The organism is Streptomyces sp. NPDC048277 (genome assembly GCF_040652235.1).
GTDB lineage: Bacteria > Actinomycetota > Actinomycetes > Streptomycetales > Streptomycetaceae > Streptomyces.
This window is the reverse complement of record NZ_JBEZLQ010000005.1, coordinates 433,809-456,744: the sequence shown is the minus strand read 5'-3', so window position 1 is coordinate 456,744 and position 22,936 is coordinate 433,809. Positions and strand designations below refer to the sequence as shown.

18 protein-coding genes are annotated in these 22,936 nt (G+C 71.1%); 2 read left to right on the top strand and 16 right to left on the bottom strand.

Annotated features, from left to right (window positions below; genetic code table 11):
• Window positions 1-3: 3 nt before the first annotated feature.
• Together AB0D85_RS14945 and AB0D85_RS14940 are read right to left on the bottom strand one after the other, a co-directional pair.
• The gene (locus tag AB0D85_RS14945) at window positions 4-867 is read right to left on the bottom strand and encodes a DNA-formamidopyrimidine glycosylase family protein (RefSeq protein WP_362319081.1); all 864 of its coding nucleotides are present in this window, start codon (window positions 865-867) and stop codon (window positions 4-6) included.
• Between the two features lie 96 nt (window positions 868-963).
• A complete protein-coding gene (locus AB0D85_RS14940; RefSeq protein WP_362319078.1) occupies window positions 964-3,054 on the bottom strand; it encodes a SpoIIE family protein phosphatase in 2,091 nt (696 codons plus the stop codon).
• A gap of 157 nt (window positions 3,055-3,211) precedes the next feature.
• Here AB0D85_RS14940 and AB0D85_RS14935 point away from each other — a divergent pair, with 157 nt between their 5' ends.
• Window positions 3,212-4,633 carry a lipase maturation factor family protein gene (locus tag AB0D85_RS14935; protein WP_362319075.1) on the top strand — a complete coding sequence of 474 codons (1,422 nt, stop codon included), beginning with the start codon at window positions 3,212-3,214 and terminating at the stop codon, window positions 4,631-4,633.
• Here AB0D85_RS14935 and AB0D85_RS14930 read toward each other — a convergent pair.
• From AB0D85_RS14930 to AB0D85_RS14895, 8 genes are read right to left on the bottom strand one after another with little or no spacing between them, the layout of a single operon-like run.
• Window positions 4,621-5,460, bottom strand: a complete 840-nt coding sequence (locus AB0D85_RS14930) for an amidohydrolase family protein (RefSeq protein ID WP_362319073.1) — start codon at window positions 5,458-5,460, stop codon at window positions 4,621-4,623. The genes AB0D85_RS14935 and AB0D85_RS14930 overlap by 13 nt on opposite strands.
• Entirely contained in the window at window positions 5,457-5,771 is a 315-nt protein-coding gene (locus tag AB0D85_RS14925) for an L-rhamnose mutarotase (protein WP_362319071.1), read from the bottom strand. The genes AB0D85_RS14930 and AB0D85_RS14925 overlap by 4 nt, the downstream gene beginning before the upstream one ends.
• The gene (locus AB0D85_RS14920) at window positions 5,768-6,754 is read right to left on the bottom strand and encodes an aldo/keto reductase (RefSeq protein WP_362319069.1); all 987 of its coding nucleotides are present in this window, start codon (window positions 6,752-6,754) and stop codon (window positions 5,768-5,770) included. The genes AB0D85_RS14925 and AB0D85_RS14920 overlap by 4 nt, the downstream gene beginning before the upstream one ends.
• Window positions 6,751-7,506, bottom strand: a complete 756-nt coding sequence (locus AB0D85_RS14915; protein ID WP_362319066.1) for an SDR family oxidoreductase — start codon at window positions 7,504-7,506, stop codon at window positions 6,751-6,753. The genes AB0D85_RS14920 and AB0D85_RS14915 overlap by 4 nt, the downstream gene beginning before the upstream one ends.
• A complete protein-coding gene (locus AB0D85_RS14910; RefSeq protein WP_362319063.1) occupies window positions 7,503-8,882 on the bottom strand; it encodes an L-fuconate dehydratase in 1,380 nt (459 codons plus the stop codon). Before AB0D85_RS14910 ends, AB0D85_RS14915 begins: the two co-directional genes overlap by 4 nt.
• Window positions 8,883-8,920: 38 nt before the next feature.
• The gene (locus AB0D85_RS14905; RefSeq protein WP_362319060.1) at window positions 8,921-9,946 is read right to left on the bottom strand and encodes an ABC transporter permease; all 1,026 of its coding nucleotides are present in this window, start codon (window positions 9,944-9,946) and stop codon (window positions 8,921-8,923) included.
• On the bottom strand, window positions 9,939-11,453 hold the full coding sequence (locus tag AB0D85_RS14900; RefSeq protein ID WP_362319057.1) for a sugar ABC transporter ATP-binding protein: 1,515 nt from the start codon (window positions 11,451-11,453) through the stop codon (window positions 9,939-9,941). The genes AB0D85_RS14905 and AB0D85_RS14900 overlap by 8 nt, the downstream gene beginning before the upstream one ends.
• Window positions 11,450-12,520 (bottom strand): sugar ABC transporter substrate-binding protein, encoded by a 1,071-nt coding sequence (locus tag AB0D85_RS14895; RefSeq protein WP_362319054.1) that lies wholly within the window; start codon window positions 12,518-12,520, stop codon window positions 11,450-11,452. The genes AB0D85_RS14900 and AB0D85_RS14895 overlap by 4 nt, the downstream gene beginning before the upstream one ends.
• Before the next feature lie 162 nt (window positions 12,521-12,682).
• Between AB0D85_RS14895 and AB0D85_RS14890 the strand changes: the two genes are divergently transcribed.
• Window positions 12,683-13,384 carry a FadR/GntR family transcriptional regulator gene (locus tag AB0D85_RS14890; RefSeq protein WP_362319051.1) on the top strand — a complete coding sequence of 234 codons (702 nt, stop codon included), beginning with the start codon at window positions 12,683-12,685 and terminating at the stop codon, window positions 13,382-13,384.
• A gap of 54 nt (window positions 13,385-13,438) precedes the next feature.
• Here AB0D85_RS14890 and AB0D85_RS14885 read toward each other — a convergent pair whose 3' ends face one another.
• From AB0D85_RS14885 to AB0D85_RS14860, 6 genes are read right to left on the bottom strand one after another with little or no spacing between them, the layout of a single operon-like run.
• Complete coding sequence (locus tag AB0D85_RS14885) at window positions 13,439-16,456, bottom strand: glycoside hydrolase family 38 C-terminal domain-containing protein (RefSeq protein WP_362319049.1); 3,018 nt, start codon at window positions 16,454-16,456, stop codon at window positions 13,439-13,441.
• Window positions 16,457-16,484: 28 nt separating this feature from the next.
• On the bottom strand, window positions 16,485-18,482 hold the full coding sequence (locus AB0D85_RS14880) for an endo-beta-N-acetylglucosaminidase (RefSeq protein ID WP_362319046.1): 1,998 nt from the start codon (window positions 18,480-18,482) through the stop codon (window positions 16,485-16,487).
• Window positions 18,479-19,726 (bottom strand): glycosyl hydrolase, encoded by a 1,248-nt coding sequence (locus AB0D85_RS14875; RefSeq protein ID WP_362319043.1) that lies wholly within the window; start codon window positions 19,724-19,726, stop codon window positions 18,479-18,481. The genes AB0D85_RS14880 and AB0D85_RS14875 overlap by 4 nt, the downstream gene beginning before the upstream one ends.
• A gap of 25 nt (window positions 19,727-19,751) precedes the next feature.
• Window positions 19,752-20,651: a carbohydrate ABC transporter permease gene (locus AB0D85_RS14870; protein WP_362319040.1), complete on the bottom strand. Its 900-nt coding sequence runs from the start codon at window positions 20,649-20,651 to the stop codon at window positions 19,752-19,754.
• Window positions 20,648-21,535: a sugar ABC transporter permease gene (locus AB0D85_RS14865; protein WP_362319038.1), complete on the bottom strand. Its 888-nt coding sequence runs from the start codon at window positions 21,533-21,535 to the stop codon at window positions 20,648-20,650. Before AB0D85_RS14865 ends, AB0D85_RS14870 begins: the two co-directional genes overlap by 4 nt.
• A 7-nt stretch (window positions 21,536-21,542) precedes the next feature.
• Window positions 21,543-22,859: a sugar ABC transporter substrate-binding protein gene (locus AB0D85_RS14860; RefSeq protein WP_362319035.1), complete on the bottom strand. Its 1,317-nt coding sequence runs from the start codon at window positions 22,857-22,859 to the stop codon at window positions 21,543-21,545.
• Window positions 22,860-22,936 lie beyond the last annotated feature (77 nt).

Here is a 22,936-nt window from a genome sequence, read left to right as displayed (position 1 = left end):
GGGCTACTTGAGCAGCCGCGACATCCGGCGGTCCGCGAGCGGCTTGCCGCCGGTCTGGCAGGTCGGGCAGTACTGCAGCGAGGAGTCGCTGAAGGAGACCTCGCGGATGGTGTCGCCGCACACCGGGCAGGGCTCGCCGGTCCGGCCGTGGACCCGCAGCCCGCTCTTCTTCTCGGACTTGAGCCGCCCCGCCGCCAGGCCGTGGGAGCGCTCCACCGCCTCGGTGAGCGTCCCCCGCAGCGCCTCGTACAGCACATGCGTCTCCTCGGGGGTGAGGGACGCGGCCAGCTTGAACGGGGACATCCGCGCCGCGTGCAGGATCTCGTCGCTGTAGGCGTTGCCGACCCCGGCGATCAGGCTCTGGTCGCGCAGGGCGCCCTTGAGCTGCCGCCGCTCGTCCCCCAGCAGTGCGGCGAGACGGGCCTCGTCGAAGTCGGCGGCGAGCGGATCGGGGCCGAGCCGGGCGATGCCGGGGACCTCCTGCGGGTCGTGGACGACGTACACCGCGAGCTTCTTCTGGGTGCCGGCCTCGGTGAGGTCGAAGCCCGCGCCGGTCTCCAGGGCCACCCGCAGCGCCAGGGGGCCCTTCCCGGGGCGGGGCGGACCGTCGGGCAGGCGGTCCTTCCACTGGAGCCAGCCCGCGCGGGCCAGATGGGTGACGAACCGCAGACCGCCGCCGCCCTCGATGTCCAGGAACTTGCCGTGCCGGTGCACGGCGACGACCTCGCTGCCCTCGAAGGCGCCGACGGGAGGGTCGTACGTCTTCAGGACGCTGATGGCGACGGGCAGGACGCGCACGACCTCGTGGCCGACCAGGTTCTCGGTCAGGAAGTCCCTGAGCGCTTCGACCTCGGGCAGTTCGGGCATGCGTCCAGGGTGCCATCGGCTCCGCCGGGAGTGCCGCTTCGGGTCGTCCTGCGGCTGCGGCGAGGTGGGGGCTGGTCGCGCAGTTCCTCGCGCCCCTTACGGGGCGCTGCCCAAGCAGAACTCGCACCAGACCGCCTTGCCGCCGCCGCGTGCCTCCACGCCCCACAGGTCGGCGATCTGGTCGACGAGCAGCAGGCCCCGTCCGGAGACCCCGTCCTCCCCCGCGTCGCGCCGGCGCGGCAGGGCGCTGGAGGAGTCCTCGACCTCGACGCGGAGCCGGCGGTCACTGCCGGTGAGGACCCTGAGGGTGACGATCGCGGAGCCCTCGGTGTGCATCAGCGCGTTGGTGATCAGCTCGTCGGCCACCAGCTCGATCTCGTCGGCCCGGTCCCCGGCGCCCCAGGCGCGGACGGCGGCGCGGATCATGTGCCGGGCCAGGACGAGCGCCTCCGGGTCGCCGGAGGCCACATGCTGCTGGAGGCGGCCGACGGCCTGTGCGGTGTCGGGGCCGCGGCGGCGCAGCAGGAGCAGGGCCACGTCGTCGTCGCCGCCCCGCTCCTCGGCCATCTCGATCAGCCGGTCGGCGAGGCCCCGCACGTCCTCCGGCCCCTCCTCGACCTGCTCGGCCAGGGCCCGTATCCCGACCCCGAGGTCGGTGCCGGGCTGCTCGACGAGCCCGTCGGTGCACAGCAGCAGCGTCTCGCCCGGGTCGAGCTCCAGGGTGGACACCGGGTATTCGAGGCTCTTGAACTCGGCGGACAGGCCGAGCGGCAGCCCGCCCTCGACGGGGATCCGGCGGCAGCTCCCGTCGGCGCCGCGGACCAGCGGGTCGATGTGCCCGGCCCGGACCACCTGGACGACCCCCGTGGACAGGTCGGCCTCGGCGTACAGGCAGGTGGCGAAGCGGTCGGTGTCGAGTTCGTCCAGGAAGACGGAGGCGCGGGCCATCACGGTGGCCGGGGTGTGGCCCTCGGCCGCGTAGGCGCGCAGCACGATGCGCAGCTGGCCCATGACGGCCGCCGCGTGCGTGTCGTGGCCCTGGACGTCGCCGATCACCGCGCCGACCCGGCCGCCGGGCAGCGGGATCAGGTCGTACCAGTCGCCGCCGATGTCCCGGCCCAGGGAGCCGCCGGCGCTCGCGGAGCGGTAGCGGACGGCGACGTCGGCGCCGCGCACGCTGGGGATGGTGCGCGGCAGCATGGCCTGCTGGAGGCCCTGGGCGAGGTCTTTCTCCTGCTCGTAGAGCATGGCCCGTTGCAGGCTCTGGGCGATGCTGCTGCCGAGGGCGACCAGGACGGCGCGTTCCTCGGTGGAGAAGCCGAGCCGGTCGTTGTAGAGCAGGCCCATGGCGCCGATCGGGCGGGCCTGGGCGATCAGGGGCAGATAGGCGGCCGAGGTGATGTGCAGGCCGGTGATGTGCGGCCACAGTATCGGGTAGCGCTCGGCGAACTCGTCCGGCGACTCGATGAAGCGCGGGCTGAGGGTCTGCACCACCTCGCCCATCGGGTACGGCTCCTCTATCCGGGTGATCCGGGTGCCCGGCACGAAGCTGCCCACCGGTCCCTCCGCGACCAGCCGGATCCGGCCGGCCTCCACCAGGCCCATCACCAGGCTGGTCGCGCCCAGGTTGGGGATGCCGTGGGCGTCCATGAGGGCGTCGATGACGTCCTGGACGCTGCGGGCGTGCGCGAGTGCGGCGGTGATCACCTGGACGACGTCGGTCTGCCGGCGCAGCGCCTGGCCCTGGGCGTCCCGCAGGTTCCGCGCCTCGCTGTCCTCCAGTTCCTGGGTGGCGTCCCGGACGATCCCGACGACCCGGCGCGGGCGGCCCGTCGCGTCGCGCCGGATGTAGCCCTGGGTGTGGGTCCAGCGCGGGGTGCCGTCGCGGCGGCGGATGCGGAAGTACGCCCCGTAGTTCTCGCTGCCGTCCTTGATGGCCTGGGACACCACCGCGTCCAGCCTGCTGGACTCCGGCGGGGGCACCCGGATCGCGAGGCATTCCGGGCGCCCGTCGTACTCCTCGGGGGTCAGGTCGAACACCTCGTACGCCTGGGCGTCCATGTGGAACAGACCGGAGTCCAGGTCCCAGTCGAAGGTGCCCATGCGGTTGAGCGCCAGGATCGGGTGTTCCGGATGGGCGGGCCAGTCGTCCGGGAGTGACGGAGCGCTCGCTCCCCGATCAGCCATGGGGCCACCTTGCCAGGGGAACCCCTCACGGGCAATTCATCCCTTATTGTCCACTTCACCCGCTCGGGTTACGCAAGCCGAAGGGTGCGGTACACAGGGTGACAGGCCCTCTCTGACACCGGGGCCGCACCATGGAGAGAGGCAGGAGCGCACGGCCGTGGACTGGTTCACCGCACCCGGGTACTGGTTGAGCCGGCTGGTCTTCCAGCGGGCTCTGGCCGGTGTGTATCTCGTCGCGTTCCTGGTGGCGGCGCTACAGTTCCGGGCCCTGCTGGGCGAGCGCGGGATGCTGCCGATCCCGCGGTTCGTCGCCCGGGTCTCCTTCAGGCGGGCGCCGAGCCTGTTCCACCTGCACTACTCGGACCGCTTCTTCGCGGCCTGCGCCTGGGCGGGCTGCGCGGTCTCGGCGGCCCTGCTGGCGGGAGCCGACTCCCGGCTGCCGCTCTGGGCCGGGATGTTGCTGTGGCTGATCCCGTGGGCGCTGTACCTGTCCGTCGTGAACGTCGGCCAGACCTGGTACGCGTTCGGCTGGGAGTCCCTGCTCCTGGAGGTGGGCTTCCTGGCCGCCTTCCTGGGCAACGACGAGGTGGCCCCGCCGGTCGTCGTCCTCTTCCTGCTGCGCTGGATCCTGTTCCGGGTCGAGTTCGGGGCGGGCCTGATCAAGATGCGCGGGGACGCCTGCTGGCGCAAGCTGACCTGCCTCCACTACCACCACGAGACCCAGCCGATGCCGGGCCCGCTGAGCTGGTTCTTCCACCACCTCCCGGGGCCGGTGCACAAGGCGGAGGTGGCCGCGAACCACTTCACCCAGCTGGTGGTGCCCGTCCTCCTGTTCACCCCGCAGCCGATCGCGACGGCCGCCGCGTCCCTGATGATCCTCACCCAGCTGTGGCTGGTGGTCTCCGGCAACTTCTCCTGGCTGAACTGGATCACCATCGTCCTGGCCCTGTCGGCCCTGCAGCTCCCCACGGACCACACCACCGCCCCGCCGACGCCGCTCTGGTACGAGATCGTCGTCCTCGCCGTGGCCGCGCTGCTCCTCTACCTCAGCTACCACCCGGTCCTGAACATGATCTCCCGCCGCCAGGTCATGAACCGCTCCTTCGACCCGCTCCACCTGGTCAACACCTACGGCGCGTTCGGCAGCGTCAGCCGGATCCGGTACGAGGTGGTGGTCGAGGGCACCCTGGACCCCGTACCGCACGAGGACTCGGACTGGCGGGAGTACGAGTTCAAGGGGAAGCCGGGCGATCTCCGGTACTGGCCGCGCCAGTTCGCCCCTTACCACCTCCGCCTGGACTGGCTGATGTGGTTCGCCGCCCTCTCCCCCGCCTACGCCGGTGACTGGTTCGGCGGCCTGGTGGAACGCCTCCTGGAGAACGACCGCGACACACTGCGCCTCCTGCGCCGCTCCCCCTTCCCGCCCGATCGGCCCCCGCGTTTCGTCCGCGCCCGCCTCTTCCGCTACCGCTACACCAGTTGGCGGGAGCTCCGGGAGACGGGCGCGTGCTGGAAACGGACCTACGTCCGGGAGTTCCTGCCGCCGACGCGGCTGGCGGAGGCGGTTCAGAGGCCGTAGACGCGTACCGCGGTCGTCTCGAACACCGCCGTACGCTCGTCGTCGGTCAGTTTCTTCACCAAGTCCCCAGCGGTGTCGGCCACTTGTTCATAGGACGCGGCCAGGACGCACACCGGCCAGTCCGAGCCGAACATCAGGCGGTGCGGGCCGAAGGCGTCCAGGACCGTGTCCGCGTACGGGCGCAGGTCGTCGGCCGTCCAGGAGGCGGGGTCGGCCTCCGTGACCATGCCGGAGAGCTTGCAGACGGTGTTGGGGAGGGCGGCGAGGGAGCGTACGGCACCGGCCCAGGGGTCGAGGGCGCCGGAGGCGATGGGGGGCTTGCCCAGGTGGTCGAGGACGAAGGTGAGCCGGGGGTGGGACTCGGCCGCCCGCACGGCCGCCGGCAGCTGGTGGGGCCGGACGATCAGGTCGTAGACGAGCCCCGCTTCGGCGACCGCGGCCAGGCCCCGGTGGACGTCCGGGCGCAGCAGCCACTCCGGGTCCGGTTCGCCCTGGACCTGGTGGCGGATGCCCTTCAGGTGGGTGCCGCCGGGGAGTTCGCGGAGGCGGGCGAGTTCTTCGGCGATGTCGGGGCGGGTGAGATCGGCCCAGCCGACGACTCCGGCGATCAGGTCGTGGGCGTCGGCGAGGGCCAGGAACTCGGGGGTCTCCTCGGGGACGGTGACGGTCTGGACGAGGACCGTGCGGGTGACTCCGGCCGCGTGTGCCTCGGGTTCGAGGTCCTCGACGGTGAAGTTCCTTCTGAGCGGCTGGAGTTCGGGCCCGGTGAGCCAGTCCTGGTCCCGTACCGAGAGGTCCCAGACATGGTGGTGGGCGTCGACCGTCACGGCAGCTCCCAGACGACGGGCAGTCCGGCCTCCGCGCCCGCCCCGGAGTAGTCGTGGACGACGTCGAGAAGCTCGGCCATCCGGGCCTGCCAGGCCACGTTGACCGGGAGCTTCTCCAGTTCGGCCAGGAGACGGCCGTAGTCCGCGCAGTCCAGGACGTGGAAGAGGTCGGTGCCGCTGCGCCAGATGGTCCAGGAGGTGGCGCCGGCGGCCCGGATGGCGTCGGTGAGTTCGACCGGGACCTCCCGGTGGGCGGCCTCGTACTCGGCGATGCGGTCCGGGTGGACCTTGGTGTGCAGGGCGACTCTCATGACGGATCCTCGGTGGGTACTGGGGCGTCGGTCGGCAGGAGCCCGGTGGCCTGCAGCTCCGCCCAGAAGTCGGCGGGGACATGGGTCGCGAACTGCCGTGCCCCGTCCTCGATCTCGGCCGCCGAGCGGGCGCCGACCAGGACGCTCGCCACCGCCGGGTGGGCGGCGCAGAAGGCGAGGGCGGCGGCGCGCAGTGTGGTGCCGTGCCGTTCGGCGAGCGACTTGAGGCGCAGGGCGCGGGCGAGCAACTCCTCCGGCGCCTGGGCGTAGTTGTAGGTGGCGTCCGGCTTCGGGTCCGCCAGCAGACCGGAGTTGAACGCCCCGCCGATCACCACCGCCGTGCCGCGTTCCTCGGCTGCCGGGAGCAGGTCGGTGAGGGCGCTCTGGTCGAGGAGGGTGTAGCGGCCGGCGCACAGCACCACGTCGACGTCGGTCTCGCGGACGAAGCGGGTGAGCATCGCGGTCTGGTTCATACCGGCGCCGATCGCGCCGACGACGCCCTCGGAGCGGAGCTTCTCCAGGGCGGGGTAGCCCTCGCGGAAGGCCTGTTCGGCGTGGTCGTCGGGGTCGTGGAGGTAGACGACGTCGATCCGGTCGAGGCCGAGCCGCTCCAGGCTGGCCTCCAGGGTGCGGCGGATGCCGTCGCCGGTGAAGTCCCAGACCCGGCGCAGGGTGTCGGGCACGGCGAAGCCGTTGGCGAGGTCGTCGCCGTCGCCGGGTCCCGGCTCCAGTCTGCGGCCGACCTTGGTGGAGAGGGTGAACTCCGTACGGTCGTACTCGCGCAGCGCCTCGCCCAGTCGGCGTTCGGACAGGCCGAGGCCGTAGTGCGGGGCGGTGTCGAAGTAGCGGACGCCCTGCTGCCAGGCGGCGGTGACCGTGTCGTGCGCCTGCCCGTCGGGGACTTCGGTGTAGAGGTTGCCGATCACGGCGGCGCCGAGGCCCAGGGGGCTCACCCGGACGCCGCTGCGGCCGAGGGCGTTCACCGGCCCACCGGCCGCAGCCGCAGGCCCTGCATGCCGCCGTCGACGGCGAGGGAGGTACCGGTGGTGGCGCCGGACAGCGGGCTCGCCAAGTAGGCGATGGCGCCCGCGACTTCGGCGGCGGAGACCAGCCGGCCCGAGGGCTGGCGGGCCTCCAGGGCGGCGCGTTCGGCGGCGGGGTCGGGGGCCTTGTCGAGCAGGCGACCGACCCACGGGGTGTCCGCCGTACCGGGGTTGACGCAGTTGACGCGCACGCCCTCGCGGACATGGTCGGCGGCCATGGCGAGGGTGAGGGAGTACACGGCGCCCTTGGTGGCGCTGTAGAGGGCGCGTTGGGGCAGGCCGGCGGTGGCGGCGATGGAGCAGGTGTTGACGACGGCCGCGTGGTCCGAGCGGCGCAGGTGCGGGAGGGCGGCGCGGGCGGTGCGGACCATGCCGAGGACGTTGACGTCGAAGACACGGCGCCATTCGTCGTCGTCGTTGTCCTCGACCGTGCCCTGGGCGCCGATGCCCGCGTTGTTGACGAGGACGTCGAGGCCGCCCAGTGCCTCGACCGCGCTCGCCACGGCCGTGCGTACGGACGCGTCGTCGGTGACGTCGGCCCGGAAGCCGAGCAGCGGCTTCTCGACGGAGGACGGGTCGAGGTCGAGGACGGCGACCTGCGCGCCGCGCTCGGCGAGGAGTTCGGCGGTGGCCCGGCCGATCCCGGAGGCCCCTCCGGTGACCAGGGCCTTCAGCCCCTCGAAGTCGGTCATGCCGCCTGTCCCTTCTGCGCGTCGGACGTGCGCGTGCCCTGCTGCTGCGTCTCGGCGTCGGCGGCCCAGAAGGTGCCGCCCGGATAGGTGTACTCCGCGACGGACTCCGGTCGCATGGCGGCCGAGAAGCCCGGTGCGGTGGGTGCCGTGTAGTGGCCCTCGCGGATCACCACCGGGTCGAGGAAGTGGTCGTGCAGATGGTCGACGTACTCGATGACCCGGTCCTCGGTGGTGCCGGCGACCGCGAGGTAGTCGAACATCGAGAGGTGCTGGACGAGTTCGCAGAGCCCGACCCCGCCCGCGTGCGGGCAGACCGGGACGCCGAACTTGGCGGCCAGCAGCAGGATGGCGAGGTTCTCGTTGACGCCGCCGACCCGGGCCGCGTCGATCTGGACGACGTCGAGGGCGCCGGCCTGGAGCAGTTGCTTGAAGACGATCCGGTTCTGGACGTGTTCGCCGGTGGCGACCTTGACCGGGGCGACCGCCCGGCGGATCGCCGCGTGCCCGAGGATGTCGTCGGGGCTGGTGGGCTCCTCGATCCAGTACGGGTCGAACTCGGCGAGGGCGGTGGTCCAGCGGATCGCCTCGTCGACGTCCCAGCGCTGGTTGGCGTCGATGGCCATGCGGATGTCCGGGCCGACGACCGCGCGGGCGACCCGGCAGCGCCGGATGTCGTCGTCCAGGTCGGCGCCGACCTTCAGCTTGATCTGTGTGAAGCCGTCGGCGACCGCCTCGGCGGCCAGCCGGGTGAGCTTCTCGTCGTCGTAACCGAGCCAGCCGGCGGAGGTGGTGTACGCGGGGAAGCCGCGCTCCAGGAGCCGGGCCCGGCGCTCCTCGGCACCTTCCCGGCCCCGCCGGAGGATGGCGAGGGCGTCCTCGGGGGTGAGGGCGTCGGTGAGGTAGCGGAAGTCGATCTGGCGGACGATCCACTCGGGTTCGGCGTCGGCGAGCAGCTGCCACAGCGGTTTTCCGGCGCGGCGGGCGGCGAGGTCCCAGACGGCGTTGATCACCGCGCCGATCGCCATGTGCATCACGCCCTTCTCGGGGCCGAGCCAGCGCAGCTGGCTGTCGCCGATCAGGTCCCGGTACAGGGATCCGGGGTCCTCGCAGATCTCGTCGACCGGGCGGCCGAGCACATGGTTCCGCAGCGCGTCGATCGCGGCGACCTGGACGTCGTTGCCCCGCCCGATGGTGAACGTGAACCCGTGCCCCTCGTGCCCGTCGCCCGCGTCGGTGCGCAGGACGACATAGGCCGCCGAGTAGTCGGGGTCCGGGTTCATCGCGTCGGAGCCGTCGAGCTCGCGCGAGGTGGGGAAGCGGATGTCGTAGGTGTCGGCCGCGATGACACGAGCGGAGGGACCGGGGCTCGGGGACACGGATTGCCTTTCCGTCGGGGGGAGTGCGGGGCGCGGGGTCAGTCCTGCGCCCGGCCCGTGGTGACACGGGCGATCATGAGGGCGACGAGGATGATGCCGCCGTAGATGGCCTGGATCCAGAACGACGGCACCTGCGCCAGGGTGAGCAGGTTCTGTACGACACCCAGAAGGAGTACGCCGGTCAGGGCGCCGAACATGGTGCCCTTGCCGCCGTCCAGGCTGATGCCGCCGATGACCGCCGCCGCGAACACCGTGAAGATCATGTTGTTGCCCTGGTTGGCGCTGATCGCGCCCACGTACCCGGTCTGCATGATGCCGCCGACGGAGGCGAGGACGCCAGCCACGACGAAGACCCCGAGCATCACCCGGTCGACGCGGATGCCGGCGGCGCGGGCCGCGTCGGCGTTGCCGCCGATGGCGTACAGGGCGCGGCCGACGCGGTGGTACTTCAGCACGAACCCGGTGACCGCGAAGGAGACGGCCGCCAGCCACACGGAGAGGGGGACGTTGAGGAAGGTGGTGGTGGCCAGGGTGAAGAAGCTGTCGGGCATCCCGAACAGGGTCTTGCCCTTGGTCGCGCCGACCAGCACACCGCGCAGCACGATCAGCATCGCCAGCGTCACGATGAACGCGTTGAGCTTGAACTTCACGACCAGGATGCCGTTGAAGGCGCCGACTGCCGCGCCGACGACCAGGATCGCCACCATGGCCAGTGCGGTGGGGAACCCGGTGCCCCAGCCGGACTCGGCCGACGGCAGCACGAGGAGGGCACCGACGGCGGGCGCGATGCCGACGACCGACTCCAGGGAGAGGTCGAACTTGCCGGTGATCAGGACCAGCGACTCGGCGAGCACCACCATCGCCAGGGCGGCGGAGGCGCCGAGGATGGAGATCAGGTTGCGCTCGGTGAGGAACGAGTCGTTGACCACCGCGCCGAGCACCATCAGCAGCAACAGGGCCGGCACGAGGGCGAGTTCACGGGCCCGGCGGAGCACGACGGTGCGGGCCGCGCGCGGGTCCGGGGAGCGCACCGGGGTGAGCGGCGGGGCCTTGGTCTCAGCCATGGTCCACTCCTTCGGGCATGGAGTCCACTCCTTCTATGGAGGCGATCAGCTCGTGGTCGTGCCAGCCGGCCGGGTGCTCGGCGACGATCCGGCCGTGGAAGAGGACGAGGACGCGGTCGCAGCGGCGCAGGTCGTCCAGTTCGTCGGAGACGACCAGTACGGCGGTGCCGTCCTCACGGGCGCTGTCCACGCGGCCCAGCAGCGACTCCTTGGACTTCACGTCGACGCCCGCCGTGGGGTTGACCAGGACGAGCAGCCGGGGTTCGGAGGCGAGGGCGCGGGCCATGACGACCTTCTGCGCATTGCCCCCGGACAGGTCGGAGACGGGCTGCTCGGGGCCCTCGGCATGGATGTCGAGGCGTTCGATCAGCCCGGTGGCGAAGCCGCGCTTGCGGTCGGTGGCGACGAACCCGCCGCGGCCCAGCCGGTCGAGCACGGTCATGGTGGCGTTGTCGCCGATGCTCATCCCGGAGACCAGCCCCTGGTCGTGCCGGTCGCGGGGCACGAAGCCGACGCCGGCCCGGAGCGCGGCCCGCACATCGCCGAACGGCAGCGGCCTCTCCTGCACATGAGCGGTACCGCCGGTCGGGGTGCGCAACCCGGCCACGGTCTCGGCCAGTTCGATCTTCCCGCTGCCGCTGGTCCCGGCCAGCCCGACGACCTCGCCGCTGCGCACGGTGAGATCGATCCGGTCGTACGACTCGGAGCTGAGCCCTCGTACGTCCAGGACGACGGGCGCGTCCCCGGGGACCGCGTCCCGCGCCCGCTGTGCGCTCCCGGTGAGGGCCTCCCCCGCCATCGCCTCCACCAGGGCGGCCCTGGGCAGGTCGGCGACGGGGGCGGTGGTGATCCAGCGGGCGTCGCGGAGCACGGTGACGGTCTGGCAGACCTCGTAGACCTCCTGGAGGTGGTGCGAGATGAACAGGAAGGTCACGCCGGAGTCCTGGAGGGCCCGCATCCGGCTGAACAGCCGCTCGATCTCCCGGTTGTCGAGCTGGGCGGTCGGTTCGTCGAGCACGATGAACCGCGCGCCGAAGCTCAACGCCCGGGCGATCTCCACCATTTGACGGTCCTCGACCTTGAGGTCCGCGGTGCGTGCCTCGGGGTCGACATGGACGTCCCAGGTGTCGAGGAGCGCGGCGGCTTCCCTGTGGAGTCGCCGCCAGCTGATGAACCCCCGTCGCACCGGCTGCCGGTTGATGAAGAGGTTCTCGGCGACCGTCAGCTCCGGTACGACCGTGGGCTTCTGGTAGACGCAGGCCACCTTGCGCCGCCAGGCGTCCCGGTCGGCGAGCGGGGGCGCGGGTTCGCCGTCGAAGCGGACCGTGCCCTCGTCCGGGGCCTGGAGGCCGGTGAGGACGTTGACCAGGGTGGACTTGCCGGCGCCGTTGCGGCCGACGAGGGCGTGGGACTCGCCGGGCAGGACGGTGAGCCGGCCGTCGGCGAGGGCGACGGTGGGGCCGTACCGCTTGACGATGTCCCGGGCCTCAACAAGTGGCGTGATCATTTGACCGTGTTGCCCCAGAGCTTGGGGTCGTCGACGTTGTCCTTGGTGACCAGGGGCGCGGGCAGCTGGTCCTCCAGGATCCCGCTCGGCAGCTTGACGATCGTGGAGTCGTGGTCGGTCGGACCCGGCTCGAACGTCTTCCCCTCCATCGCCGCCTTGATGTAGTACATGCCGTACTTGGCGTAGGCGTCGGCGGGCTGGGAGACGGTCGCGTCGATCTGGCCCTTGCGGATGGCGTCGAACTCCTGCGGGATGCCGTCGTTGGAGACGATCACTATGTGCCCGCTCTGTCCGGCGGTCTTGAGCATGCCCTTGGACTTCAGGGTCTGCAGGGTCGGGGCGAGGTAGACACCGCCGGCCTGCATGTAGATGCCCTTGATGTCGGGGTTGGCGTTGAGGAGGGTGCCCAGCTGGGAGGCGGCCGTGTCGGACTCCCACTTGGCGGGGATCTCCAGGACCTTGAGCTTCGGGTACTTCTTCTGCACGCAGGAGCGGAACGCCTCCGAGCGGTCCCGGCCGTTGACCGAGGCCAGGTCGCCCATGATCTGCACGACCTTGCCGCTGGTCACGTGCTGGCCCAGGTAGTCGCAGGCCTTGGTGCCGTACGCGACGTTGTCGGCGCGCACCACCATGGCGACCTTGCCCTTGTCGGGCGCCACGTCCACGGCGACGACCGGCACGCCCTTGCGCTCGGCCTGGTCGAGCCCGGCCTCGATGGCGGCGCTGTCCAGCGGGGCGACGACGAGACCCTTCACGCCCTGGTTCAGCTCGTTGTTGATGTCGGTGATCTGCTGCGAGGGGTCGCTGTTGGAGTTGACCGTCTTCAGCGCGTCCACGCCCTCGGACTTCGCCATCTTGGGCACGTAGTCGTTGTACGACTGCCAGAACGGCGAGGTCAGCAGGGGCAGGATCACCCCGACCTTGCCGGTGCCGCCACCGCCGGCGCTGTCGCTGCCGGTGTCCTTGGTACTGCCGCATGCGGCGAGCACGAGCGAGGCACCGACGGCCAGCACCGTGGCGCCGATGATCTGGGACCTGTTCCGCTTCCTCAATGTCCTGCCGGGCATCTGGCAGCTCCTCATCGAGCGTGTTCGAGCAGATGCCCGCATACTTATCAGACCACTCGACGCTTTCAACACCCTGCGGACGCGTTTTTCCATCGAATCAGCCATAGTGGTCCGACCACCTTGCTGGTTAGACTGCCGCTCACCGGCGACAGGAGGTGCGGTGTGGACGAGACGGCCCCGCAGAAGGGCACGGTGACGCAGCGCGCCATCGAGCAGATCAAGGCGATGATCGCGGGGGGCCGGCTGGAGCCGGGCCAGCGGCTGCCGACGGAACGGGATCTCGCCGCCCAGCTGGGTATCTCCCGCAGCTCCATGCGCGAGGCGATCCGCGCGCTGACGGTTCTGGGGGTCCTGGAGGCCCGGCACGGCTCCGGGATCTACGTCACCCAGCTGGAGGCGGGTGACCTGCTGGAGACGTTCGGTGTGGTCGCCGATCTGTCCCGCGGGCCGCGGCTGGTGGAACTCCTCGAGGTGCGGCGGGTGCTGGAGTCGACGGCGACGGCGCTGGCCGCCGCGCGGATCAGCGCCGGCCAGCTGGCCGAGGTGGAGAAACACCTGATGGCGATGAACGCGACGGATGATCCCGAGGAGATCCTCGCCCACGATCTCGCGTTCCATCGGGTGATCGCGGGGGCGGCGGGGAACGACACGATGGCCGCGATTCTGGAGGGGCTGTCGTCCCGGACTTTTCGGGCCCGGGTGTGGCGGGGGTACCAGGAGGAGGGGGCGTTCGCTCGGACGCGGCGGGAGCATGCCGCGATCCACCGGGCGTTGGTGGCCCGGGATCCGGAGGCGGCGCGCTCGGCGGCGGCTGCGCATGTCGGTGAAGTGGAGGAATGGCTGCGCGCACAGCTCGGGACCTAGCGCAGTGTGGCGACGGCGGGTGGGTGGGGGCTGAGCGCGCAGTTCCCCGCGCCCCTAACGGGGCGCCATGCGCAGCGTTACCAATTCGAACGGTCGGAGTTGTACCGCAATACGGCCGCCGTCCTGGTCCGGGGCCTGCTCACTCAGCGGGCGTTCCAGTAGGTCCGTCAGCGTGGCCCCCGCGAACTCGAAACCCACCGTAAGGGTCGCGCGGGCCCTGCCCCCGTGGGCCTCGTGGAAGCGGATCACCACGTCGCCGCTGCCGTCGTCGGCCAGTTTCACGGCCGTGACGACCACCGCCTCGTTGTCGACCGTCACCAGTGGAGCCACCTCCCGCGCGCCCGTCACCCGGCGCTCCGACAGGTTGATCCGCCAGCCCTCGCGGACCGCGTCCGCGATGCCCGCGCCCGGTACCAGCGCGTGCCGGAAGCGGTGGATGCCCTGGTCGGTCTCGGGGTCGGGGAAGCGGGGAGCGCGGAGCAGCGAGACGCGGACCGTGGTCGTCGCACCCCGGTCGCCGTCCGTGCGGACGCCGCGCGTGACGTCGTGGCCGTACGTCGAGTCGTTGACGACCGCCACGCCCCAGCCCGGTTCCTCCAGGTGGACGAAGCGGTGGTTGCAGGCCTCGAACTTGGCCGCCTCCCATGAGGTGTTGGTGTGGGTCGGGCGGTGGAAGTGCCCGAACTGGGTTTCCGACGCGTACCGTTCGGCGTGCACGTCCAGCGGGAACGCCAGCTTCAGGAACTTCTCCGTCTCGTGCCAGTCCACCTCCGTGTCGATCAGCAGCCGGCACTCACCCGGCGGCAGCGACAGCACCTGGGTGACGCGGGAGGAGCCGAAGGACCGGACGATCCGCACCGAACGACCGTCCGCGCCGGGAGTCAGCTCGTCGATGTCCGTCAGATCCGTGACCGCGTTGCGGTAGAAGGCGTCGACGTCCCAGGCGTCCCACATGTTCGGGAAGTCCGGGTGGAGCTGGAGCAGGTTGGCCGCCGTGCCGGGGGCGATCGTCTCGCGGTCGGCGTCCAGGTCGTACGCGGAGACCACCAGACCCCGGCCGTCGATCTCGATCCGCAGCAGGCCGTTGGAGAGGACGTGTCCGCCCCCGGGCCGCTCGGACCCCGTCACGACGCCGGACACCTGCTCGGCTCCGGCGCCCCCGGCCGCCACACCGTTCCGGCTGTGCGGCGCCGAGTTGAACAGCAGTGGCCGGTCGCCCTCCCCCGCCAGTGCCCGCTGCGCCGCGTCGATGATCCCGTTCAGTTCCGCGGCGATCCGCTGGTAGGTCGCCCGGGCCTCCCGGTGCACCCAGGCGATCGACGAGCCCGGCAGGATGTCGTGGAACTGGTGGAGCAGGACCGTCTTCCAGATGCGGTCCAAGTCCTCGTAGGGGTAGGGGAACCCGGCGCGCACGGCGGCCGTCGCCGCCCACAGCTCGGCCTCCCGCAGGAGGTGTTCGCTGCGCCGGTTGCCCTGTTTGGTCTTCGCCTGGCTGGTGAGGGTGGCGCGGTGGAGTTCGAGGTAGAGCTCGCCGACCCAGACGGGCGGGTCGGGGTATTCGGCCACCGCCTTGTCGAAGAACTTCTCCGGGGTCTCCCAGACGACCGTCGGCGAGCCCTCCAGGTCGCGCACCCGGGCCGCCTTCGCGACCATCTCCCGGGTCGTGCCGCCGCCCCCGTCGCCCCAGCCGGTGGGCGCCAGGGAGTGCCGGGCCCGGCCCTTGTCCTTGAAGTTGCGGGCCGCGTGGGCGAGTTCGCTGCCCTTCATCGAGCAGTTGTAGGTGTCGACGGGCGGGAAGTGGGTGAAGATCCGGGTGCCGTCGATGCCCTCCCACTGGAAGGTGTGGTGCGGGAACCTGTTCGTCTGGGACCAGGAGATCTTCTGGGTGAGCAGCCGCGTCGAGCCGGCCGCCCGGATGATCTGGGGCAGGCCCGCCGCGAAGCCGAAGGTGTCGGGCAGCCAGGCCTCCTCGTTCTCGATGCCGAACTCGTCGAGGAAGAACCGCTTCCCGTGCACGAACTGACGGGCCATCGCCTCCGAGCCGGGCATGTTGGTGTCCGACTCCACCCACATCCCGCCGGCCGGCACGAACCGCCCCTCCGCGACCGCCTTCTTCACCCGCGCCCACACCTCGGGCCGGTGCTCCTTCACCCAGGCCCACTGCTGGGCCTGGGACATGGCGAACACGAAGTCGGGCTCGTCCTCGATGAGCGCGGTCATGTTGGCGGTGGTGCGGGCGACCTTGCGGACCGTCTCGCGCAGCGGCCACAGCCAGGCCGAGTCGATGTGCGCGTGCCCGACGGCGCTGATCCGGTGCGCGGAGGGCGCTGCCGCGACCGCGAGCACCTCGGTGAGCCGTGAACGCGCCTGCTCCGCGGTGCCGTTGACGTCCTGGAGGTCGATGGCGTCCAGGGCCCGCTCGACCGCGCGCAGGATCTCGTAGCGGCGCTGCGCGTCCGCCGGGAGTTCGGCCATCAGCTCGCCGAGCACCTCCAGGTCGATGACGAGCTGCCACACGGTCTCGTCGAAGACGGCGAGGTCCATCCGGGTGAGCGTGTACTGGGGCTCGTGCCCGGCGGTGTCCTTGTCGCCCAGCCAGGTGGGCCGGAAGGGGTGGTAGTCGAGGATGACGGGGTTGGAGGCGGCCTCGATGTGCAGCCGTACCTCCTCGCCGCCCGCCACCGGGGTGCCGACGCGGACCCACTGGTTGCGCGGGTTGAGGCCCTTCACCGGGGTGCCGTCGGGCCGGTAGACCAGGCCCTCGCACTGGAAGCCGGGCATGTTCTCGTCGAACCCGAGGTCGAGCAGGGCCTCCACGGTCCGCCCGGCCCATTCCCCGGGGACGGTTCCGGTCACCCGGAACCAGCTGGTGCCCCACGGAGCACCCCACCGGGTGCCCGCCTCGATCGGCTCGGGCTCGGCCGCGAGCCCTTCGGCGACCGGCACGGGCTCGCCGGGCGCGTGCCACACGGCGACGTCGAGCGGCACGGACTCGGGGTACACGGCGGGACGGATGCGCTCGTCGAGGACGCGCCGGAGGCGGGCTTCGACCAGGCTGCGGTCGTCATGCATGTGGGGTGCTCCGTTTGTTCGTTACCGGTTACCAGGTGTACGTGACGGTCACGGGGTCCGACGAGGTGTACAGCTCCCCTACGGCGCGTACCTCGAACCGTGCCGTGTCCTCACCTTGCTCCGCCTGGAGCCCGGTCAGGAAGTAGGCCCGCTGGCCGGTGGCACCGAGGAAGCGCCGGGTGCCGTCGGGGAGCAGGCGGTGCAGGGTGTAGTGCCGGACCGCGCCGGGTGCCGCGTCCCAGGCGAGGCGCAGGTCGCCGCCGTCGGATGCGGTGATCCGCGGGTCGGTAGGGGCGGACGGCGTACTCGCCTCCTCGCGTACGGCGATCCCGCCGAGCCGCCACTGGACCGGCCCGGCGGTCGCCGTGAGGCGGACGCCGAGGGCGTGGATCGTGCCGGAGAGGCCGGTGAGCGGGACGGTCGCGGTCGACCAGCCGTCGCCCGGGTCCACCGGCAGATAGGTGTACGGCGGTGCCGTACCGGCGCTGTCCGGCTCGGCGGTGGCGAGGGCGAGCTCGACGTCCACGCTCCCGGCGTCGGTCCGGTACGTCAGCTCGACAACCGTCCCGGCCGAGATCGGCAGCCGGGTCGTGTACAGGTCCAGCACCACGGGCTGGTCCGGGTCACCGGCCACCAGCACGCTGCTGCCGCCCCGCCAGGCGTCGGCGAAGTCGAAGGTCACGGTCGGCCTGGTGCCCACCGTCCGTACCACCCACCGCCGGGCGGGCAGCCGGTCCTGCAGTCCGAGATGGTTCCAGGCCGCGTCCGAGGTGATCTGCCCCTCCTCGTACCAGCGCAGTCCGTGCCCCGTGTTGAAGACGCTCGCGAACGGCACCGCCGTCACCGTCGACCGGTCCGCCACCGACACCGCCGGCGCCCGCCAGGGATCCGTGCTGTCGGGCTGGGAGGGATCCAGCGACCGCCCGGTCCAGAACCGGTCGTCGGCGGCGTGGAAGTCGCCGGGGGTACGGCTCGCGGGCAGGTGGTTGCGGGTCCACTCGGGCCGGTAGAAGCCGATGGACGTGACGTGTGCCGAGCCGGCGGGCACGATCGCGTCCCAGTTCACGGAGGTGTTGGAGCCGTTGGACTCGACGTCGACACCGGCCCACAACTCGTAGCGGCTGCGGCCGAGTTGGACCGCCTTGGTGCCCGAGGAGGCGAGCGTCGAGGCGCTCCACCGGAAGTCGACGAACATGTCGTCGGCGGTCTGGAAGAAGGCCTGGTTCAGGCTGTTCAGCGCACCCTGCCAGCTGACCGTGCCGTTCACGGTCATCGCGTCGTACCAGGTCACGCGCTGTCCCTGGGCCGCGGCGAGGGACTTGAGCTCGGTGACGAAGCCGAGCATGGCGGTGCCGAGGGCGGTGTTGCCGCCGCCGGTCTCGGCGTTCACGAACCAGCCGTCGAAGCCGTAGGCGGCGGCCACGGCGACGAGCTGGGCGGCGAGTGGGTAGTGCCCCGTGGAGTCCGTCTGGACCAGGTCGCGGGTCCACTGCAGCTGGCCGCCGTACGCGGTGGGCGGCAGGAAGATGTTGCCGAGGACGGGCACGCCGTGCCGGTGGGCCGCGTCGACGATCGGCGCGTTCGGCGCGAGGATCAGCCCCTCGCCCGCCGAACCGCCCCAGAAGACCAGCTCGTCGAGGTAGGCCCAGTGGGTGAGCGCGTAGTAGTCGGCGGTGGCCGCGCCCTGGGAGGGGTTGCTGGAGGTGGGGCCGAAGGACACCAGGGACTGGATGCGGGCCTGCCCGGAGCGGGCGGTGGTGTTGGCGGGAGTAGGGGTGAAGCGGGCGGCGAGGGGAACGGAGGCCGTGTTGAAGGCGAGGTCGGCGTCACCGGCCGCCGTCCAGGTCTTCAGACTGTGCCAGGTGATGCCGGTGCCCGGGGTGCCGGAGGGGAACGAGTCCGGGTACCAGTAGGAGGCGTACGGCGGGGTGACCGCCGTGGCCTCGGTCGCGGCCGTCGCCGGGAGTGCGCGGGCCAGGGCCGCCGCGGTGGCGGCGATGAGGACGGTGCGTCTGCTGGGGTTCACGAGCGGGTGCCTCCTGGTGGGGTGGGGAGTACCTGATCGGGAGTGACGACTTCGGTGATGCCGCGCGCGGCCAGATGGGCCTGGTCGTGCGCGCGGGTGTCGAGGACGGTGGTGGGGCGGACCCCGTCGGCGACGAGCCGGAACCAGGCGTCGAAGACGGGCCCGCCGGGGGCGCACCGGGAGCGCGCGGCCGGGTCGGACGGGACGACCAGGGCCGTGCTCCGTGCGGTCGGCGTACCGGGCGACGCGGCGGCGAGGACGTGCGCGATGTCCTTGGGCTTGCGGTCGTTGGTCAACAGGCCGAGGCCGTATTCGAGTTCGGGGAAGTCGGCGAGGCTCCGGCTGACGTCGTGCGAGCACCACCAGGTGACGCCCCACAGATCGGGGCAGTCCAGTACGGCGGTGATCGTCGCCTCGGCGAAGGCGGCCGCGTGCTCGGCGGGGATCAGCGGCGCGGGCGCGCCGACCTCCTGCAGCCAGACCGGGCGGTGCGGCTGATCCGCCCAGGCCTTGCTCAACTCCACCAGGTACGCGGCGTGTTGCTCGGTCTGCGGGGAGGTGCGGCCGTAGCGCTGTCCGGTGCCGTTGAAGACCCAGGAGTGCACGGCGGTGACTTCGCCGAGGCGGGCCGAGTGGGCGGGGGTGAAGGGCTGGTCGTCCTGGTACCAGGCGGCGTCGTAGGAGGCGTGCAGGTGGAGCCGGTCCGGGGCGCCCTCGGCGCAGGCGGCGAGCAGCCGGACCAGCCACCGCCCGGCCTCCTCCGCGGTGATCCGGTCCGGGTCCGGATGGGGGCCGGCGGCGAACTGGTTGACCTCGTTGCCGATCGTCATCCCGATGAAGTTGGGCCGGTCCGCGAGGGCCGCGGCCAGGGTGCGCAGATAGGCGGCCTCGCCCTCGACGACCTCCGGGTCGGTGAACAGGTTGCGCCGGTGCCAGGTGCGGGTCCAGGCGGGCAGGAAGTCGAAGCTGCTCAAGTGGCCCTGCAGACCGTCGACGTTGACGTCCAGTCCGCGCTCCGCGGCCGCGTCGGCGAGGGCGACGAGCTGTTCGACGGCGCGCGGGCGGATCAGCGTGCGGTTGGGCTGGAAGTAGGGCCACAGCGGGAAGACCCGGACGTGGTCCAGGCCGAGCGCGGCGATCGAGTCGAGGTCGGCGCGTACCGAGTCCGGGTCGAAGTCGAGCCAGTGGTGGAACCACCCTTCGCTGGGGGTGTAGTTGACGCCGAAGCGCACGGAAGGAGGCATGCGGTCTCCTTGCGGGAACGGGGGTTCAGCCTTTGACCGCGCCTTCACCGACCCCGCGGAAGAAGTACCGCTGGAGGCAGGCGAACAGGGCGATGAGCGGGGCCACGGCGATCACGGTGCCGGCGGCGACGAGGCGTTCGTCGTTGGCGAAGGTGCCGTGCAGGTAGTTGAGGCCGATGGTGAGCGTGAACTTGGAGGGGTCGCTGAGCACGATGAGCGGCCACAGGAAGTCGTCCCAGGCGCCCATGAAGGCGAAGATCGCGACGACGGCGACGGTGCCCCGGACCGACGGCAGGGCGATCCGCAGGAAGCGCTGCCAGGCGTTGGCGCCGTCGACGTAGGCCGCCTCCTCGATCTCGTACGGCAGGTTGAGGAAGGCGTTGCGCATCAGCAGCACGTTCATGGCGCCGACGGAGCCGGGCAGGACGACGCCGATCAGGGTGTTGTTGAGGCCGAGTTCCCGCATGGTGGTGAACTGGGCGATGATGATGCCCTCCACCGGCACGAGCATCGCAAGGATGAAGACCAGGGCGGCGATCCGGCGGCCCCGGTAGCGGAGCCGGGCCAGGGCGTATCCGGCGAGTGCCGAGCCGACGCAGTTGGTCACCACGCTCGCGCTCGCGACCTTCAGTGAGTTGAGGGCGTAGTCCCAGACGGGGATGGTGTCGGCGACCCGCTGGTAGTTGTGCAGGGTGGGATGCTCGGGCAGGAAGCTGGGCGGGGAGCTGAAGATGTCCTCGGTCGGGCCCTTGAGCGAGGTGGACAGCTGCCACACGAACGGCCCGACGGTGAGCGCGAGGACGAGCAGCAACAGGGCGTATCGCCAGACCAGTTCACCGATCCGGATCCGGCGCCCGTGCTCGTCGGTGACGCGCGCCTCCTTCGCCGGGGGCACCGTCCGGACCCGCTCCTCGACGACGGTCATGCCCGCTCCCTCCGGTCGGCGCGCAGCACGAGCAGCATCAGCGCGACGGTGACGACGAACACGACGACGGAGAGCGCCGAGGCATAGCCGACCCGGCCGGTGAGACCGGTGCCGGTGCGCTGGACGAGCATCACCAGGGTGGTGTCCTCGCCGGCCGGTCCGCCGCTCGGGCCCGCCATCAGGTACACCTCGGAGAACACCTTGAAGGCGGCGACCGAGGAGAGCGCGGCGACCAGGACCATCGTGGAGCGGACGGCGGGCACGGTGACGGTGAGGAAGCGCCGTACCGCTCCGGCGCCGTCGACGGCGGCGGCCTCGTGCAGTTCGCGCGGGACGTCGGCGAGCGCGGCAAGGTAGATGATCATGTAGTAGCCGAGGCCCTTCCAGACTGTGACCGCCATCGCGCTCAGCAGAAGCAGCCACTGGTCGCTGAGGAACCCGATCCGGCCGATCCCGACGGTCTCCAGCAGGGAGTTGACCAGGCCGCGTTCGTCGAGCAGCCACACCCAGATGAGCCCGACCACGACGATCGAGGCGACGACCGGGGTGTAGAAAGCGGAGCGGAAGAAGGTGATGCCGGGGATGTTCTTCTGCACCAGCAGGGCGAGCAGCAACGGCAGTACGACGAGGGCGGGCACCACTCCGACGATGTACAGCGTGCTGTTGCGCAGGCCGGTCCAGAACATGTCGTCGTGGATCAGCTCACGGAAGTTGGCGAGGCCGACGAAGCGGCCGGGGATCAGGGTACGGCGGTCCGTGAAGGAGTTGGCCACCGTCGAGACGAACGGGTAGAGCACGAAGGCGCCGACGACCAGCAGCCCGGGAGCGGCGAACAGCCAGGGGCTGGTGGGCAGTTGGCGCCGCACGCGAGACACGCCGGCCATCGGGTCCTCAGCCCTCCTGCTGGAGCAGCTGGTCGCAGGCCTTGACAGCGTTGTCGAGGGCCGTCTTGGGGCTCTCCTTGCCCTGCAGCGCCTTGGCGACCTCGTTGCGCAGCGCGGTCTTCATCTGGTCGCTGAACAGGACGGGCGTGTAGTTGACCGCGCTCTTCAGCGACTTGGCGGCGGCGATGCGCACGCGCGTCTCATCGGTTCCGTCCTCCTTGGTGAAGTACGGATCGTCGAGGGAGCCGGCGGTGCTCGGGAAGATGGCGACCTTCCTGGCGAACGACATCTGGTTCTGCGCGTCGGTCACGAAGTGCGCGAAGGCGACGGCGGCCGGGGTGTGCTTGGTCCTGGAGTTGACCATCACACCCATCACGTACATGTTGACGTGGCCGGTGCTGGTGATCTGGTCGGTGATGCCGATGTTCTTGTACAGGTTGGGCGCCTGCTTCTTGAAGTTGTCGAGGTCGAGGGCGCTGCCGGGGTTCATGGCGACGGCCTCGGTGAGGAACTTCTTGCCCGAGGACTCGGGGGTCGCGGTCAGCGCCTGCGGGTCGAGGGCCTTGGCGTCGTACAACTCCTTGTACTTCGTCAGGAGTTGCACACCCTTGGCGTCGTTGAAGGCGAAGCCGGTCCCCTGCTTGTCCATCAGCTCGACGCCGTAGCGCCCGAAGTCCTCGATGGTCGGGACGTTGGCGAGGGTGGCGACCTTGCCGTCGCTCTGCTTCGCCATCTTCAGGGCGTCGGTGAAGAGGTCGTCGTACGTCTTCGGCGGCTGGTCGGGGTCGAGTCCGGCCTGCTCGAAGAGGGACTTGTTGTAGAAGAGCGGCCCGGTGTTCAGATACCAGGGGAAGGCGTACGTCCCGCTCATGCCCGGTATCCGGTGGCTGGCCCAGGCGCCGTCCAGGTACTCGGACCGGTACTTGCCGGCGGCCTTGTCGAGGTCCATCGCCAGGCCTGCCTTCGCCAGCGGGGCGACCAGGTCCGGGGAGACGTTGACGACGTCCGGCAGGGTGCCGCCGGCCGCGTCGGCGCCGATCTTGTCGGCGTAGCCCTCGGCCGGCTGGTCGATCCACTTCACATGGGTGTCCGGGTACTTCTTCTCGAAGTCCGCGATCAGGCCGTCGAAGTACGACTTGAAGTTCGCGCGCAGGTTCCAGGTCTGGAAGGTGATGTCGCCCTCGACCTTGCCCGAGGCATCGGTGGATCCGCCCCCGTCCTGCCCGGACCCGCAGGCGCTCAGCGGCAGGGCGAGGAAGGCGGCAGCGGCGAGGGCGAGGGCTCTGCGGGACATACCGCGGGGCTTACTGCGGGAGATACGCATGGTCCGTTGCTCCTTTGCAGCGGGGTCGGCCGAAGGTGCCGCGCCAGACCTTGCACGCCGTTTCCGCACCACGTCAA

Excerpts from the sequence above, each read along its gene's own strand:
- AB0D85_RS14945 (WP_362319081.1), bottom strand. The coding sequence starts at position 867 with ATGCCCGAACTGCCCGAGGTCGAAGCGCTCAGGGACTTCCTGACCGAG.
- AB0D85_RS14940 (WP_362319078.1), bottom strand. The coding sequence starts at position 3,054 with ATGGCTGATCGGGGAGCGAGCGCTCCGTCACTCCCGGACGACTGGCCC.
- AB0D85_RS14925 (WP_362319071.1), bottom strand. The coding sequence starts at position 5,771 with ATGAGAGTCGCCCTGCACACCAAGGTCCACCCGGACCGCATCGCCGAG.
- AB0D85_RS14915 (WP_362319066.1), bottom strand. The coding sequence starts at position 7,506 with ATGACCGACTTCGAGGGGCTGAAGGCCCTGGTCACCGGAGGGGCCTCC.
- AB0D85_RS14905 (WP_362319060.1), bottom strand. The coding sequence starts at position 9,946 with ATGGCTGAGACCAAGGCCCCGCCGCTCACCCCGGTGCGCTCCCCGGAC.
- AB0D85_RS14900 (WP_362319057.1), bottom strand. The coding sequence starts at position 11,453 with ATGATCACGCCACTTGTTGAGGCCCGGGACATCGTCAAGCGGTACGGC.
- AB0D85_RS14895 (WP_362319054.1), bottom strand. The coding sequence starts at position 12,520 with ATGCCCGGCAGGACATTGAGGAAGCGGAACAGGTCCCAGATCATCGGC.
- AB0D85_RS14885 (WP_362319049.1), bottom strand. The coding sequence starts at position 16,456 with ATGCATGACGACCGCAGCCTGGTCGAAGCCCGCCTCCGGCGCGTCCTC.
- AB0D85_RS14875 (WP_362319043.1), bottom strand. The coding sequence starts at position 19,726 with ATGCCTCCTTCCGTGCGCTTCGGCGTCAACTACACCCCCAGCGAAGGG.
- AB0D85_RS14870 (WP_362319040.1), bottom strand. The coding sequence starts at position 20,651 with ATGACCGTCGTCGAGGAGCGGGTCCGGACGGTGCCCCCGGCGAAGGAG.
- AB0D85_RS14865 (WP_362319038.1), bottom strand. The coding sequence starts at position 21,535 with ATGGCCGGCGTGTCTCGCGTGCGGCGCCAACTGCCCACCAGCCCCTGG.
- AB0D85_RS14860 (WP_362319035.1), bottom strand. The coding sequence starts at position 22,859 with ATGCGTATCTCCCGCAGTAAGCCCCGCGGTATGTCCCGCAGAGCCCTC.